The sequence below is a fragment of the Limnobacter sp. SAORIC-690 genome (genome assembly GCF_002954425.1).
Classification (GTDB): Bacteria; Pseudomonadota; Gammaproteobacteria; order Burkholderiales; family Burkholderiaceae_B; genus Limnobacter; species Limnobacter profundi.
On sequence record NZ_MQVZ01000001.1, the window covers coordinates 2,860,902 to 2,876,024 of the forward strand.

At 52.4% G+C, this 15,123-nt stretch carries 12 protein-coding genes and 1 pseudogene; 5 read left to right on the top strand and 8 right to left on the bottom strand.

Features of this window, described 5'->3' with window-relative positions; translation table 11 throughout:
- Nucleotide 1: 1 nt before the first annotated feature.
- Genes BSZ31_RS13655 through asd form a run of 3 tightly spaced genes read right to left on the bottom strand, consistent with a single transcriptional unit; the run spans nucleotide 2 to nucleotide 2,139 of the window.
- Entirely contained in the window at nucleotides 2-451 is a 450-nt protein-coding gene (locus tag BSZ31_RS13655; protein WP_105029201.1) for a hotdog fold thioesterase, read from the bottom strand.
- Between the two features lie 51 nt (nucleotides 452-502).
- Nucleotides 503-1,246 carry a spermidine synthase gene (locus tag BSZ31_RS13660; protein ID WP_105029202.1) on the bottom strand — a complete coding sequence of 248 codons (744 nt, stop codon included), beginning with the start codon at nucleotides 1,244-1,246 and terminating at the stop codon, nucleotides 503-505.
- Nucleotides 1,247-1,266: 20 nt separating this feature from the next.
- On the bottom strand, nucleotides 1,267-2,139 hold the full coding sequence (gene asd / locus BSZ31_RS13665) for an archaetidylserine decarboxylase (RefSeq protein WP_240605719.1): 873 nt from the start codon (nucleotides 2,137-2,139) through the stop codon (nucleotides 1,267-1,269).
- 62 nt (nucleotides 2,140-2,201) lie between these two features.
- Here asd and BSZ31_RS13670 point away from each other — a divergent pair, with 62 nt between their 5' ends.
- Entirely contained in the window at nucleotides 2,202-3,875 is a 1,674-nt protein-coding gene (locus BSZ31_RS13670; protein WP_105029204.1) for an aminotransferase class III-fold pyridoxal phosphate-dependent enzyme, read from the top strand.
- On the opposite strand, the gene BSZ31_RS13675 is transcribed toward BSZ31_RS13670, so the two are convergent.
- The 4 genes from BSZ31_RS13675 to BSZ31_RS13690 all read right to left on the bottom strand — a co-directional run bounded on the left by BSZ31_RS13675 (nucleotide 3,812) and on the right by BSZ31_RS13690 (nucleotide 7,614).
- A complete protein-coding gene (locus BSZ31_RS13675) occupies nucleotides 3,812-4,444 on the bottom strand; it encodes an Mpo1-like protein (RefSeq protein WP_105029205.1) in 633 nt (210 codons plus the stop codon). The genes BSZ31_RS13670 and BSZ31_RS13675 overlap by 64 nt on opposite strands.
- A 172-nt stretch (nucleotides 4,445-4,616) precedes the next feature.
- Nucleotides 4,617-5,780 (bottom strand): acyl-CoA dehydrogenase family protein, encoded by a 1,164-nt coding sequence (locus BSZ31_RS13680; RefSeq protein ID WP_105029206.1) that lies wholly within the window; start codon nucleotides 5,778-5,780, stop codon nucleotides 4,617-4,619.
- A 26-nt stretch (nucleotides 5,781-5,806) separates the two neighbouring features.
- Nucleotides 5,807-6,577, bottom strand: a complete 771-nt coding sequence (locus BSZ31_RS13685; protein ID WP_105029207.1) for an SDR family NAD(P)-dependent oxidoreductase — start codon at nucleotides 6,575-6,577, stop codon at nucleotides 5,807-5,809.
- Nucleotides 6,578-6,717: 140 nt separating this feature from the next.
- Nucleotides 6,718-7,614 carry a LysR family transcriptional regulator gene (locus tag BSZ31_RS13690; protein ID WP_105029208.1) on the bottom strand — a complete coding sequence of 299 codons (897 nt, stop codon included), beginning with the start codon at nucleotides 7,612-7,614 and terminating at the stop codon, nucleotides 6,718-6,720.
- A gap of 114 nt (nucleotides 7,615-7,728) precedes the next feature.
- Here BSZ31_RS13690 and BSZ31_RS13695 point away from each other — a divergent pair, with 114 nt between their 5' ends.
- Nucleotides 7,729-8,697 (top strand): sodium-dependent bicarbonate transport family permease, encoded by a 969-nt coding sequence (locus BSZ31_RS13695; RefSeq protein WP_105029209.1) that lies wholly within the window; start codon nucleotides 7,729-7,731, stop codon nucleotides 8,695-8,697.
- Here BSZ31_RS13695 and BSZ31_RS13700 read toward each other — a convergent pair whose 3' ends face one another.
- Complete coding sequence (locus BSZ31_RS13700; protein ID WP_105029210.1) at nucleotides 8,698-9,624, bottom strand: LysR family transcriptional regulator; 927 nt, start codon at nucleotides 9,622-9,624, stop codon at nucleotides 8,698-8,700.
- Between the two features lie 96 nt (nucleotides 9,625-9,720).
- Here BSZ31_RS13700 and metE point away from each other — a divergent pair, with 96 nt between their 5' ends.
- The 3 genes and pseudogenes from metE (at nucleotide 9,721) to BSZ31_RS13715 (ending at nucleotide 15,123) form a co-directional block, all read left to right on the top strand.
- Nucleotides 9,721-12,069 carry a 5-methyltetrahydropteroyltriglutamate--homocysteine S-methyltransferase gene (metE, locus tag BSZ31_RS13705; RefSeq protein ID WP_105029211.1) on the top strand — a complete coding sequence of 783 codons (2,349 nt, stop codon included), beginning with the start codon at nucleotides 9,721-9,723 and terminating at the stop codon, nucleotides 12,067-12,069.
- A gap of 80 nt (nucleotides 12,070-12,149) precedes the next feature.
- Nucleotides 12,150-13,342, top strand: a pseudogene (locus BSZ31_RS13710) (acetyl-CoA C-acetyltransferase).
- Between the two features lie 20 nt (nucleotides 13,343-13,362).
- Nucleotides 13,363-15,123, top strand: a complete 1,761-nt coding sequence (locus tag BSZ31_RS13715; RefSeq protein ID WP_105029886.1) for a monovalent cation:proton antiporter-2 (CPA2) family protein — start codon at nucleotides 13,363-13,365, stop codon at nucleotides 15,121-15,123.

Here is a 15,123-nt window from a genome sequence, read left to right on the forward strand (position 1 = left end):
ATTATTTTGAACCGGGAACAGGCACAACGGCCATGGTGAGTCGGGAAATACAGCTGAGCTTTCCGCTGTCATCATGCAGCTCAATATTCCACACTTGAGAACTTTTGCCGGCATGCCACAGTTTGGCGGTACCTGTTACTTTGCCGCTTCTAACGCCGCGCAAATGGTTGGCGTTGACTTCTTGCCCTACGCAATAAAATTGACTGTTATCGACCAGCAAATTGGCGCCGATACTGCCCAGGGTTTCAGCCAACAGCACATTTGCTCCGCCGTGAACCAGACCAAAGGGCTGGAATGTGCGGGTGTCTGCGGGCATGGTGCCGCGAATGTAGTCGGGCCCTACTTCAGTAATTTCAATGCCCAAAGCCTCACAGGCCGTGTTCTTACACATGGCATTCATGTTTTCCAGATTTGGCGTGGAAAACCAGATGGAATGTTGATCATTTTGCATGGCTGCGATGTCTCTGTAAGTTTAATTTGTGTCCTATTTTAGGCATGCAATTTAAACTTTGGGACAAGCCTCGATGAGTTTGGCCACTGTATTAGACAAATTTAGGGCAGTTTCATCTTTTAGGCGTTGGCAATTGGCATACAAGTCAGCCAGGTTTGAGGAAAAACCAGCGCCCACATGGGCCAGTGCAATCACGTTGCCACTGGCGCAAGGTGCCAAAGCCGTTGCATGCCCATCGAAGGCGTCCAGCAAGCGCTGCTTGCTTTGGGTGGAATCTTTTTGGTTGCTTAAAAGATTGGCTACAAAATACGCCGACTCACTCAACAAGGCCTTGCAGTTCAGGTAAAACGCTGTGGAATTCAAGGGGCCCACTTTGGCCTTGCCATCGAAACCATCCACCATGATCAAGTCGAATTGCCGGGAATTGCGGCTTACTGCGTTGGCCATGTAGTCGGCGCCACAATTCACTTCGATCTGAAAGTTTGGGGAAAACGGCGGCAGCTTGAAATGCATTTGCGCAGCGGCAACCACGGCAGGCGATATTTCCACCACTGTAATTTTGCAAGCGGGCCTGTGCTTGTGTAAAAACTTGGGCAAAGCCCCCACTCCAAGGCCGATGAACAAGGCCGTACGTGGCCAGCTTGAATCGGGATTGAATAGCAATGGGGCCATCATTTCACGCGTGTATTCAAGCTCGAGCGCATAGGGCCTTGCAATGCGCATGGCCCCTTGCACCCAGTCACTGCCAAAATGAAGTTGGCGAACGCCCTTTTCTTCGCTGATCAATATGTCCATAGGGCGCAAGAATAACCGAATTATTCAAACAGGGCTTGCCCCATGAACAATCGGCTTCCTTCACTTAAGCCCTCGACAAGATTCCAGTGTGGTGGCACCAACAACACAATCGTAGAACCATGCTCAAACCACCCCAGTTCTTCTCCCTTGTGAATGGGTGCGTGAGTGCGAACACGTTGAGGCCCGCGGTCGGTTTGATTGAATACACGGCCAGTGCAATGCAAACGAATGCCCGCCACCAGAATTGCCGCCACCGGCACAATGGCGAATGGTTCACCTTGCGCGGTTTTACCGCTTAACACCGCACGTTCGTTTTTACAAAACAGTTTTTCTACCCGCTTCAGTGCCACCGGGTTCACGTTCCAGGTGTCGCCGTGAATGTAATCCACCTGCTCCACCACCCCATCAATTGGCGAATGCATTCGGTGGTACATGCTGGCTGTAATCCGGATGGTGAGGTATCGATGCCCATGAAACTTCATGGCCAGTACTGGGTCTACCAGCAATTCTTCGATGGCGTACGGAAAGCCTTTCACCTGAAGCAGGCTGCCGTCCTCCACCAGGCCATGGGCGCCCAGAATTCCATCGCAAGGGCTGGTGCCCAAGGCACTGGTAGCCACGGGCCGCATACCCGGCTTCAATGCACGGGTAAAACAATCGTGAATGGAATTGAATTGCTGCTTTTGCGCCTCGTGCAGGTTTAAATCGGCAAATTGGCGCCACAACCACAAGGCTGGCTGGGCAAACCACGGGTGTTTAATTTTGCTCACCTTGCCCATCAACCAGGAACTGAACAAACGAGGGATTCGATTGGTCAGCATGAAGTTGGCACTTTCCTGCAACTGAATGCGGGACGCCTGATGCGCAGAATGTGCCTGTGTGTTTTTTTGCAATTTAATCAGCCTGTCACCGAGATGGCGTACAACCTTACCTGTTGTATTTGACAGAAATGTGTATGAACCTTGACAGCTTGACTTTACTGATTGGCGCCAGCGCCAGTGCCTACCTTGTATTCAAAGCGCACCGCCGACTTCAATTGTCGCGTGCAAAACACCCCGGCTTAAGCGGCCATGTGCGAATGGCCAAGCGCGTATCGAGACTGATACCGCATTACAACCTGGAAGGTGATTCGTTTTTCAACTGTGACGGTGCCAATGATGCGCTCGTTGAGAAGCGCCGCAAAGGTTTCCAGAATTTGTCCCAAGACCTGTTGGGGCGCGCGCCACAGGGAAAACGTTTGCTGGAACAGGCGATCAGCAGCATTTCCGATGCACAGTTTACTCACAAATACCGCGTTCCCTTCCAATTCAGAAATATGGTCAACGAGAATTTGTTGCCTGCACTTTTTCTGAGCAAATCGGAGGGAGTTCATCTGTGGGACATCGATGGCAATGCGTACATCGACGTGACCGGTGCCTATGGCACCAACCTGCTTGGCTACGACACTTACAAAAATTTTATCCGCCAGGCGGCCATCGACATGGACCCATTGGGGCCAGTGCTTGGCCCCTATCACCCTGTGGTGCTGGACAACACGCGCAGAATTTTAGCCCTGGCCGGTCAGGATGAAATTTCATACCACATGAGCGGAACCGAAGCAGTGATGCAGGCCGTGCGCCTTGCGCAATACCACACCGGTCGCCAACGCATAGTACGCTTTGCGGGTGCCTACCATGGCTGGTGGGGCGATGTACAACCCGGCGTGGGCAACCCTGTAAGCGCAGATAGAACGTTGACGCTACAAGAAATGAGCCAACGCACACTGCATGTACTGGCCACCCGAAAAGACATTGCCTGCGTATTGGTAAACCCATTGCAGGCCTTACACCCCAACACAAATGCACCCGGTGATTCAGCCTTGATCAGCAGTGGCCGTAAAGCGGGATACGACAAAGAGGCTTATACCCAATGGTTAAAACAGCTTCGACAGGTGTGTACAGAGAATGGCATTGTGTTGATTCTTGATGAGGTTTTTTTGGGTTTCCGCCTGGCCAAAGGTGGCGCACAAGATTATTTTGGGGTGCGTGCCGACATGGTGACCTATGGCAAAACACTGGGCGGCGGATTGCCTGTGGGCGTTTTGTGCGGCAAAGCCCAGTTGATGAAGCGCTACCGCAACAACAAACCAGCAGACATCTGCTTTGCACGGGGTACATTCAATTCACACCCTTACGTGATGCAAACCATGAACCTGTTTCTAAGGCACATTGACGGTGTTGAAATAGAACGGATGTATCAAAACGTAGACACGACCTGGAACACACGACGTGCAGCTTTGAACAAACGGCTGACTGAGCTGGAGTTGCCGGTTGAAGTGCAAAACATGACTTCAATTTTCACCATTCTGTACAACACCCCATCGCGATTTAACTGGATGTTTCAGTTTTACCTGTTACAAGCTGGCGTGATGCTAAGCTGGGTGGGTTCGGGCCGAATGATTTTCAGCCACAACTACACGGATGCAGATTTCGATGTGTTCTGCGACCGCTTTATTCAAGCGGCCCGCTGCATGCAAGCCGATGGCTGGTGGGACACCAGCGAGGCTTGCAACAGCAACAAGAAAATTCAGCGACGTGTGCTCAGTGAAACCTGGCGTGCCTTGACATCGTCCATGGGATCAATCAACTGACCTTTGAGAAGATAGAAAGGCGATTTGTAATAAATCTTCACGTCATGGAATGGGTCGGTGATAATTTTCAAGGCCCAGACCAAACCTGTTTCAATGTCACGGATGAAGAACAGGTGAATGGTTCTGAACACCAAACCACCCAATCCTAGCCACAACCACGACTCACCTACACTGCGCACAAAGCTGGTCATGTCTGCACCAGTAGGCGGCAATCCAAACGTAGACGGGCTGAACCAGATCAACACTGGCAAGGCACCCCAAATGCTCAGCAAAATGACTTTGCGACGCAGGTTGTAACCCACCTTGATGTCTTCCTTGTGATCGTGCGTGGCATCGTTCACATAATCGTAGGTTTTGGGTTCGAAAAAGAAGTGCCCAATTTGACGGCTGGTCATGGCCACCAACCACGCCACGAGGGCTGCAGACACAGGGTCAATAAACAGCAACACATAGCCAAACAGGAATGACAGCGCGCTTATCAAATGCAGGCTTTGATTGATACGGCTGTGGTGATAGTAGCGGTGGTCGTCCCAGCGCTGTTCGTGCAAAGTCTCGAAGATTTTTTTCATTTAGGCGATACAAGGAAGTGTTGAAAAAGTACTAACTTCCCTTTATGCCAGTGTGATGTTGCGGTTTTGTGTCGGATCATTGCAATTGGCTGATTGGCTGGAGTATGTTCGCTAACGTCGGTGAGTGAGGAATCGGGCAATCCCGTCGAGTTGGCGAAATAACAGTCGTCGCCTACCGTCCCAACTCGCCACGCGCAATTACTTCCTTCATGATTTCCGACGTGCCCGCATAAATGGTTTGCACCCGCGCATCGGTGAAGAATCGTGAAATTGGATATTCCTCGGTGTAACCGTAGCCGCCAAACAGCTGCAAACACTCATGGGTTAATTTCACCTGCAACTCAGTCGACATCAATTTCAAGATGGATGCTTCTTCAGTCGTCATCGCACCCACTTTGAATCGTGCTTCACATTGCTTCAAATACGCTTTGGTCAATTCAAGTTGTGCCCGAAGCTCAGCCATTTTGAAACGCGTATTTTGAAACTGGGCAATGGTGCTGCCAAACGCCTTGCGTTGTTTCACATAATCTGCAGTAATGGCCATGGCACCTTCACAGGCACCCACAGCCTGTGAACCCAGGCCCAAGCGCTCGCGCGGCAGTTCTTGCATCAGGTAAATGAAGCCTTTGTTTTCTTCACCCAGCAAGGCATTCGCGGGCACACGCAGGTTGTCGAAGAACAACTCGGCTGTGTCGTTGGAATGCTGGCCCATTTTTTTGATGCCCTTGCCTTTCTTGAAACCTGGCAAACTGCTGTCCACCAAAAACAGGCTGATGCCTTTGGCACCTTTGGTGGTGTCGGTTTTGGCAGCCAATACAATCAGGCCACAATGCAAACCATTGGTGATGAAAGTTTTTGAACCATTGATCACCCATTCGTTCCCGTCGCGAACTGCGTTGGTGCGCATGCCCGCCAGGTCACTGCCCGCACCTGGCTCAGTCATACCGATTGAACCCACAATTTCACCGGTGACCATACGGGGCAACCACTGTGCTTTTTGCTCAGCAGTGCCCAGGTTGTTGATATAGGGCATCACGATGTTGGCGTGCACGTTCAACGCGGTGCTGAGCGAGTGCAAATTCAAACGGCAGGTTTCTTCCAGAATCATCAAGGCCACTTCGAACGGAGCTCCAGCAGCACCGAACTCTTCGGGCATGTCTGGCCCCAACATGCCGGCGGCACCCAGCATCAGCCAGGCTTCCTTGGGCATCCAGCTGTCTTTCTCCCACTGGTCATAATGCGGAATCACCTCTTTTTCTAGACAGCGCAGCAGCATGTCCCGAAACAAAGTGATGTCCTCATTCTCAGCCATTTTGAATTGGTCTACTGTGCCCATGATGATTCCTTTTTCAGATGCTTCTATTACTTCGCCTGCATGCGAATGCTGCCATCGATACGGATGGTTTCACCGTTCAGGTAATTGTTTTCGACAATGCTGACGCACAGGCGGCCGTATTCGGCAGGCGCACCAAAACGCTTGGGGTTTTGAACCATCGCAATCAAGGGCTGGCGGTATTCCTCAGAAACACCTTGCATCATCGGCGTGTCAAAAATGCCTGGGGCAATGGTCATGACCCGAATGCCATAGCGACCCAAATCGCGGGCCATGGGCAGGGTCATGCCAACCACACCACCTTTACTGGCTGAATAGGCAGCCTGACCTGTTTGACCATCAAATGCAGCAACCGAAGCTGTGTTGATGATCACGCCACGCTGACCATCTTCATCGGGAGCATTCTTTGCCATGGCTTCAGCAGCCAGGCTTGCAATGTTGAATGTACCAATCAGGTTGATATTGATGGTTTTCGCAAAAGCTTCAAGGGGAAGTGCTTTGCTGTCGCGGTCCAGCGTTTTGCCTGCAGTGCCTACACCTGCACAGTTGACTGCGATGTGAATGGCACCAAAGGCAGCCAAAGTGGCATCAATGCCCGCGCGAGCGGACGCTGCATCCGCTACGTTTACTTTCTGGAAAATCACTTTGCCGGGGTGCGCAGCTTGCGCGGCCTTGCCCGCCTCTTCGTTCATGTCGAACACCGCCACTTTGGCACCAGCAGCAACAAATTGCTCCACCGTTGCAAGGCCCAGACCAGAAGCACCACCCGTAACCACGGCTACCATATTATTCAGATTCATTCAAAAGTCTCCAAAACTGCTGTTTTTATGAAATAAATACTCGATTACGCACAAGGTTAACGCAGAAAAGACCATCAAGGTGGAGGATGAATTCGAACGAACGTTCGTTTTTAAAGCAAGGTCCAAATCCACAGCCCAATTCAGCGCCCTTTCTTCAAATTCACATTCAAATAGCGCCAAAAATCGGCGGCCACCGGTGAAGGCCTTTTGCCATTGGGCCGAACCGTGTACCAGTTGGCGTGAATGGGAAAGCTCTGCACATTCAACACTTGAAGACTACCTGCGGCCGTGCCTGCATTCAGGGCATGCTCGGAAAGCACTGCCAAACCCATGCCGCCTTGCACCGCCTGTTTAATGGCCTCATTGCTGCCCAGTTCCAGCCGCACAGTCGGCTCAAAACCCAAACTTTCAAAATGCGAATCACAAGCCAAGCGGGTCCCTGAACCCCTCTCCCGCAAAATAAATGGGTAGCGAGCCAGTTCGGTGTGCTTTATCCACTTGCGCTGGGTTAATGGATGGTCGGCGGGTGCAACCACCTGCAAGGAATTGGTCATGAAGGCCTTGGCCTCGACATCAAGATTCGCCGGAGGTTTGGACATGATGTAGAGGTCATCGAGGTTGTGCTCAAGGCGCTGAATAACACCATTGCGATTCAACACCTCCAGGGCAATTTCCACCTCTGGGTACTTTGCACAAAAGTCGCCCAGCAAGCGAGGCACGAAATACTCAGCCGTGCTCACCACAGCAACAGTCAGCCTGCCTCGCCGAAAGCCTTTGATGTCATCAATCCGCTGCTGAAATGCTTCCAGTTCAGCCAACATGGCACGCGCCGTAGTTTCAAGCTCAAGGCCAGCGGGGGTTAGGTAAACCGCCTTGCCGATGACCTCGTACAAAGGCAACCCCACTGATTCTGCCAGTTCCTTCATTTGCATTGAAACTGTGGGCTGAGTGACATGAAAATGCCTCGCAACCGCCGTAATGCTTCTGAGGCGGGCAAGCGCGGTGAACAGGTGAAGCTGCCGAAGAGTCAGGTTCATGATTTATACATCGCCAATTACATAACCTTTTAATGATGATATTTTCTTTTTTTCTGATTTTACATGATTGATCATTGTGAATAGCATGGGCGCACTTTCAATATTCCGCGCATCATGAACAACTTCACCGACCCCGCTATCCTGTTCTTCCTCTTGGGCATTTTCAGTGGACTGATCAAATCCAATCTTGAAATTCCTGCACAGGTCAGTCGATTCCTTTCACTTTACCTACTCATGGCCCTGGGCCTGAAAGGCGGCTTTGCCCTGCATGAATCGGGATTTAATACGCAAGTGCTTGGGGGTTTGGGAAGTGCTGTTGTACTGGCTGTTCTGGTGCCTTTGATCAGCTACCCGATTTTAAAACGTTGCGTATCCGCTTTTGATGCAGCCGCCATCGCGGCGACCTACGGCTCGGTCAGCGCGGTGACTTTCATTACTGCTGTGCAGTTCCTGGAAAAATCCGACATTGCCTATGGTGGGCACATGGCTGCCGCCATGGCATTGATGGAGTCCCCTGCCATTATTCTGGCGGTACTGTTTGCCAACATGGCACGCAAGCAGGGGCAAGGTTCTAATTCAAGCCCTGTGCCTGGAAAAGGCTTTGCTCACCTGCTGCAAGAATCGTTCACCGAAGGTGCACAGCTGTTGCTGCTCGGGGCCATGCTGATCGGTTACATGAGCGGGGCTGAGGGCAAACAAGCCATGCAACCCTTCACCGGCGACTTGTTCAAGGGCATGCTGGCTTTCTTCTTGCTCGACATGGGTTTGACCACCGCCAAACACCTTCCGAAACTGAAAACGGTATCGCGCTGGATGATTGCCTACGCAGTGGTCGCACCCATAGCACACGCCACCCTGGCTTGGGTTTTGGCCAAAGCCACAGGCGCCAGTGTGGGTGACACGGCCTTGCTCATGGTGCTGGCCGCCAGTGCTTCCTACATTGCCGTGCCCGCTGTGGTGCGTTATGCAATACCGGAAGCAAACCCGAGTCTGTATGTTGGGCTTTCCTTGGGCATTACATTTCCACTGAATATTTTGGTGGGTATACCTGTGTATGTTCAGCTGGCGGGTGTGTCACTGTAATCAACCCAACAACTCAATTCCATCCAGTTCCCGCGCACACACTTCCCGCATCACCGCCACAAAGTCGGCGGTGTAATGTTTGCCCGCGATGGCTTTGGGTAAAGCTGCGTACAAGGTTGACATCAAACCCTTTCTACCCAAAGGCACCTGGGCCACATAACCGCGGTCCACATAGCCTTTCACCGCCCAGGCTGGCAAGGCTGAAAGCCCGCGTTTGCTGGCCACCAATTGCAACAGCGCCACGGTCAGTTCACTGCTGCGGCGCTTTACCTGCACACCGGCGGGGCTTAGAAAGTGCTTGATCACGTCCAGCATGTCGTCGGGTACCGGGTAGGTCAGCAAGGTTTCACCAGCGAAATCAGTGGGCTTTAAATAAGCACGTTTGGCCAGCTTTGAATCCACTGGCACCAGGCCCACCATTTCGAACCGAAATAGCGGAAAGGAAACAATGCCCTCTTCCTCGCAAAGTTCGGAGACGATTGCAAGTTCCGCATCGCCCTTGTGCAGCAGGCCTACCGGGTCTGCATGAAAACCGGAAACAATGTCCAGTTCCACTTCTGGCCAGCGGTTGCGGTACACATCCATCGACGGCATTAACCAGTCAAAGCAGGTGTGGCACTCCACGGCCACACGCAGCGGGCCGCCTGCCCCCTGCTTCATTTGCAAAATATCGAGCTCAGCCTGGTCTACCTGCCCAAGCACCTGCCCGGCCAGCTGCAACAGGCGTTGCCCCACCACGCTGAAACGGCTTTGCCCACCCTGCTTGTATACCAGTTCTTCTCCTAGCCAGTCTTCCAGCGCCTTGACTTGATGCGACACCGCACTTTGGGTAATGCACAACACATCGGCCGCACGGCTAAGGCTGCCGGTTTGTTCAATGGCCTGTAGGGTACGCAGGTGGCGCAATTCCAGAATACTTTTTGACATGAATTCTATTCACTATTTTCGATAATATTATTCGTTTGAATAATACTCCGTTTATGCCGATCATGATGTTTTAATTGCCACACAAGAAGAAACACCATGATTAAAACGCACACCCTGGGTTTTCCCAGAATCGGTGAAAACCGTGAATTGAAATTTGCACTGGAAAGCCACTGGCGCGGCGAAACTTCTGAGGAAGAACTCCGCGGCACCGCGCATGAACTGCGATTAAAACACTGGCAGGCTCAAATTGATTCCGGACTTGATTTCATTACTGTGGGCGACTTTGCCTTCTATGATCAAATGGCCGACCACATTCAATTGCTGGGTTGCGAGCCTGCACGTTTCGAGTTCAAAGCAGAACAATCCAAGTTGCAACGCTACTTCACCATGGTTCGGGGAAAGTCGACCGAGAACCACGGCTGTACCCATGTTCACGAAACCTGGGCACTGGAAATGACCAAGTGGTTTGACACCAACTACCACTACATGGTGCCGGAATTCACATCAAACACAGTATTTAAAGCGCATACAGCGAGCCTTGTAGAACAAATTGAACAGGCGAAAACCTTGAACCATCCCATCAAGGTCAGTTTGATTGGTCCACTCACCTTTCTGTACCAGGGCAAAAGCAAACAAGCAAATTTCGGTCAATTCGACTTGCTCGAACAACTGCTGCCCGTGTACGGCCAAATTCTGGCCGAGCTTAAAACACATGGCATTGAATGGGTGCAACTGGATGAACCCATTCTGGGCCTGGACCTGCCTGGTAATTACCTGGCAGCTTTCGAACGCAGCTACTTGCAACTGAAAAGCAGCGGCGTAAAAATTTTGCTGGCCACTTATTTTTCAACAACGCAAGGGCATACCAGCCCTGTGTGCAAATTGCCGGTAGACGGCCTGCACATTGACTGCGTACGCGCTGAAGAAGACTTGCCTTTGGTATTGGACTGGCTGCCCAATTACAAAGTGTTGTCGCTTGGCTTGATCGATGGTCGCAACATCTGGAAAACTGACCTTCAGGCCGCGCTTCACCAAATCGCCAAAACATTTGAGGCGGGTAAAAATGAAGTGTGGCTAGCACCCAGCTGTTCGCTGTTGCATGTGCCTTACCGGTTCAGCAACGACACCACTGTGAACCCGCTTGTAAAACCTTGGCTGGCTGGTGCCATCGAGAAGCTCGAAGAACTGGAGCTACTGAAGCAAGCCGCAAAAATACAACTGCAAGGCAAAACACTGACAGGCGCATTGGCCACCTTGTGGAATGAACACCAGGCCACAGTGAAGCAACGCGCTCAAAGCCCCTTACTGAACAACCCGGAAGTGAAAGCACGCCTGGCCGCATTGGCTCCGACTGCCGACCAGCGTGCTAGCGAGTTTGCAATTCGCCAGCAATTGCAACGCAAGCGTTTTAGCCTGCCCGCCTACCCCACTACCACCATTGGCTCGTTTCCACAAACCAAAAACATTCGCAACTTGCGAGCGCGGTTCAAGAAAAACGAAATTGACGAAACCACTTACTGGCAACACATCAGTCAGGAAATTCGCCAAGCCATTGAGTTCCAGGAACGGATCGGCCTGGACGTGCTGGTACACGGCGAGGCAGAACGAAATGACATGGTTGAGTATTTTGGCGAACAACTGGAAGGCTTTACTTTCTCGGCCAATGGCTGGGTGCAAAGCTACGGCTCGCGTTGCGTAAAGCCGCCAATTCTGTTTGGTGATGTATCCCGCCCCAAAGCAATGACAGTGGATGTAGCCCGCTTTGCCCAAAGCCTGAGTGAAAAACCTGTAAAAGGCATGCTCACAGGCCCAGTCACCATTTTGCAGTGGAGCTTCGTGCGCAACGACCAGGCCCGCGCCACCACCGCTTTGCAAATTGCGTTGGCCATACGCGATGAAGTGGTCGAACTGGAAGCAGCAGGCATTGGCATGATTCAAATTGACGAACCCGCTTACCGCGAAGGTTTGCCACTGCGCAGAGCGCGTTGGGACGAATACTTGAACTGGGCCAGCAAGGCGTTCCGTATCTCCGCAAGTCCGGTGCAAGACGACACGCAAATTCACACGCACATGTGCTATTCAGAGTTCAACGACATTCTGCCGGCCATAGCGGCCATGGATGCCGATGTGATCACCATTGAAACCAGCCGTTCCGACATGGAATTGCTGCGCGGCTTTGGTGAATTCCATTACCCCAATGAAATTGGTCCAGGTGTATACGACATTCATTCGCCCCGCGTGCCCGGACAGGATGAAATTGTGCGCCTCATCCGCAAGGCAGCACAGGTTATTCCACCCGAAAACCTGTGGGTGAATCCCGATTGCGGCCTGAAAACCCGCGGCTGGGAAGAAACAGAAGCGGCATTGGCGGTTATGGTGAAGGCCACACAGTTATTGCGGGACGAACTGAAGGCTGAAAAAAGCCCTGAAAAAACTGCCGCATAATTGCTGAGCCGGGGTGTAAAACCCCTGTGGGCACGGGAAAATAGGACCAATAACACCTATTTTCCCGGAGACCCCACACCATGAACCACGACCCCATCGTGATCGTATCGGCCGCCCGTACCCCCATGGGCGGTTTTCAGGGCAGCATGTCAAGCTTCACAGCCAGTGAACTGGGCGCACACGCCATTCAGCAAGCTGTATTGCGCGCAGGCCACCCCACCCTTTCCGAGAAAGTTGATGAAGTCATCATGGGCTGTGTGTTGCCTGCAGGCCAAGGCCAGGCCCCTGCACGCCAAGCCGCGCTAACGGCCGGTTTACCCCTTAGTAGTGCCTGCACGACCATCAACAAAATGTGTGGTTCCGGAATGAAAGCCATCATGATGGCGCACGACAGCCTGTTGGCTGGCAGCGCCCAGGTAGCAGTGGCTGGCGGCATGGAAAGCATGAGCAATGCGCCTTACCTGCTGCCCAAAGCCCGCAGCGGCATGCGCATGGGCCACGGCCAGGTGATGGACCACATGTTTCTCGATGGCCTGGAGGACGCTTATGACAAAGGCCGGCTGATGGGCACTTTCGCCGAGGAATGCGCAGACCAGTACAGTTTTACCCGCCAGGCGCAAGACGAATTCGCAATCCGTTCGCTGGCCCGCGCCAAGCAGGCCACAGAGGATGGCAGCTTTCAATGGGAAATTGCACCAATCGAAGTGGCCAGCCGCAAAGGCACGGAATTCGTCAGCACCGATGAACAGCCCCTAAAAGCAGACCCAGCCAAGATACCCACGTTGAAGCCTGCCTTTCGACGTGACGGCGGAACAGTCACTGCTGCAAACAGTTCTTCCATTTCCGACGGCGCGGCCGCGGTGGTGATGATGAAACAAAGCCATGCGGAAAAGCTGGGAATCAAGCCCTTGGCGCGCATACTGGGACACAGCACCCATGCGCAAAAGCCAAGTTTGTTTACCACCGCGCCGGTTGGTGCGTTACAAGGGCTGTTTGAAAAAATCGGCCTGAACGCCGCAGAGGTTGATTTGTTTGAAATCAACGAAGCATTTGCTGTGGTGACCATGGCTGCAATGGCTGACTTGAACCTGCCTGCAGCCAAAGTGAATATTCACGGCGGCGCTTGTGCTTTGGGTCACCCCATTGGTGCCAGCGGCGCCCGAATTGTATGTACCTTGATCGGCGCATTGAAAAAAACAAATGGAAAAATCGGCGTTGCCAGTTTGTGCATTGGGGGTGGCGAAGCACGGCACTGGCGATCGAACTGATCTAAAAACATCGAGAGACAAAATGATGGAAAGTGTTGTTTACTTTTTACTGGCTGCGGCCCTGGCGGTGCCCCTGTTCAAGAAATTGGGCTTGGGCGCAATTTTGGGTTATCTGGCAGCTGGCGTAATCATTGGCCCCCAAGTGCTGGGGCTGATCGACGACCCGGAAAAGGTGCTGCACTTCTCTGAAATTGGCGTCATCTTGCTGCTGTTCGTCATTGGGCTGGAACTGGAGCCCGCCAAGCTTTGGGCCATGCGTGCGCAAGTCTTGTTGCTGGGTTCGGGCCAGTTGTTCATTACTGCGGGCATCATTTACGGGGTGCTGGCATTCCTGTTCGAGATGAACAGCAACGCGGCCTTGGTCATCGCCCTGGCTTTGGGCCTTTCCTCGACTGCGTTCGCCATTCAATTGATGGCCGACAAAGGCATCTTGGGCAATGAAGACGGCCGGCGTGGTTTTTCCATGTTGCTGTTTCAAGACCTCGCGGTTGTTCCCATTCTGTTTGCCGTGCAGGCCTTGGCCCCAATAGAGCCCGACACCGACCCCGGACAGTGGTGGCTTGCACCTGCTGCCATTCTCGGGTTGATTGTATTTGCGCGTTACCTCATCAACCCAGCCCTGCATTTTTTGTCCCGCTACGGCGGACGTGAAATCATGACTGTGGTGGCCTTGTTGATTGTATTGGGCGCTGCGGTGGTGATGGAACATGTCAACCTCTCCATGGGTTTGGGTGCTTTCATGGCCGGCATGATGTTGGCCAACTCCTCATTTCGGCATCAGCTTGAAGCCGACGTAGAGCCCTTTAAGGGCTTAAGCCTGGGTCTGTTTTTCATCTCGATTGGCATGACCTTGAATTTCGGTCTACTGGTTGATTCTCCACTCACTGTGATGTTCGGCACCTTGGGCCTAATGTCATTGAAAGCACTGGTCATCATCTGCCTGGTCATGCTGGCGGGCGTTCCTTTCCCGCGTGGCCTGATGCTGGGCTTGATGTTGTGTCAGGGCGGTGAATTCGGTTTCGTGATCATGGCGCAAGCCATGGATCTTCGTTTGCTGGGCGAAGGCACTGCAGGCATGGTCAATTTGATGATTGGTATTTCCATGGCGCTGACTGCGCCGGCGGTGTTGTGGTTTGAAAAATTCACCGACAAGCAAATTGCAAAAGCGCCCGAGAACATCGAAAAGTTTGACAGCAGCGAATCAGAAGCACTTATTCTCGGTTTCGGCCGGTTTGGGCAGGTTACTGGCCGTATTCTGGCAGCCAATCAAATTCACTTCACTGCACTGGACAAAAACGCCGAGCACATTGAGTTCGTCAAGAAATTCGGCAATCAGGTGTATTACGGCGATGCCTCGCGTGCCGAAGTTCTCGAAGCCGCGGGTATTTCAAAGGTTCGCACCGTGATTGTGGCGATTGATGATCCGAAGATGTCGCAAGCCATTGTGGAGTTCATTGTTCATCATTACCCGAAAATCACCATCATCGCCCGTGCACACAATCGAAACGATTACCTCGCATTGAAGGCAGCAGGTGCGCATTCGGTAATCCGTGAATTGTTCGCTGGTGCACTGGAAGCAGCCACCGAGGCACTTCATGCCCTGGGTTACAGCGACGGCCAGGCCATGCAGAAAGCAGAAACATTCAAGCAACACGATGAAAGCCTGTTGAACAAGCAAGCCAAAGTGCTGGGCGACAGCGAGAAAGTCATTGAAATAGGTCGACAGGGGCGCGAGGAACTGGAAGCCATATTCCAGCAAGATCAACGGGTAGCCAACAGAAGCTAA

Bases quoted from the DNA above. Each gene is read 5' to 3' on its own strand.
- BSZ31_RS13660 (WP_105029202.1), bottom strand. From the start codon at position 1,246: ATGGACATATTGATCAGCGAAGAAAAGGGCGTTCGCCAACTTCATTTT.
- BSZ31_RS13690 (WP_105029208.1), bottom strand. From the start codon at position 7,614: ATGAACCTGACTCTTCGGCAGCTTCACCTGTTCACCGCGCTTGCCCGC.
- BSZ31_RS13655 (WP_105029201.1), bottom strand. From the start codon at position 451: ATGCAAAATGATCAACATTCCATCTGGTTTTCCACGCCAAATCTGGAA.
- BSZ31_RS13670 (WP_105029204.1), top strand. From the start codon at position 2,202: ATGAACCTTGACAGCTTGACTTTACTGATTGGCGCCAGCGCCAGTGCC.
- BSZ31_RS13685 (WP_105029207.1), bottom strand. From the start codon at position 6,577: ATGAATCTGAATAATATGGTAGCCGTGGTTACGGGTGGTGCTTCTGGT.
- BSZ31_RS13715 (WP_105029886.1), top strand. From the start codon at position 13,363: ATGGAAAGTGTTGTTTACTTTTTACTGGCTGCGGCCCTGGCGGTGCCC.
- BSZ31_RS13700 (WP_105029210.1), bottom strand. From the start codon at position 9,624: ATGTCAAAAAGTATTCTGGAATTGCGCCACCTGCGTACCCTACAGGCC.
- BSZ31_RS13680 (WP_105029206.1), bottom strand. From the start codon at position 5,780: ATGGGCACAGTAGACCAATTCAAAATGGCTGAGAATGAGGACATCACT.
- BSZ31_RS13695 (WP_105029209.1), top strand. From the start codon at position 7,729: ATGAACAACTTCACCGACCCCGCTATCCTGTTCTTCCTCTTGGGCATT.
- BSZ31_RS13675 (WP_105029205.1), bottom strand. From the start codon at position 4,444: ATGAAAAAAATCTTCGAGACTTTGCACGAACAGCGCTGGGACGACCAC.
- metE (WP_105029211.1), top strand. From the start codon at position 9,721: ATGATTAAAACGCACACCCTGGGTTTTCCCAGAATCGGTGAAAACCGT.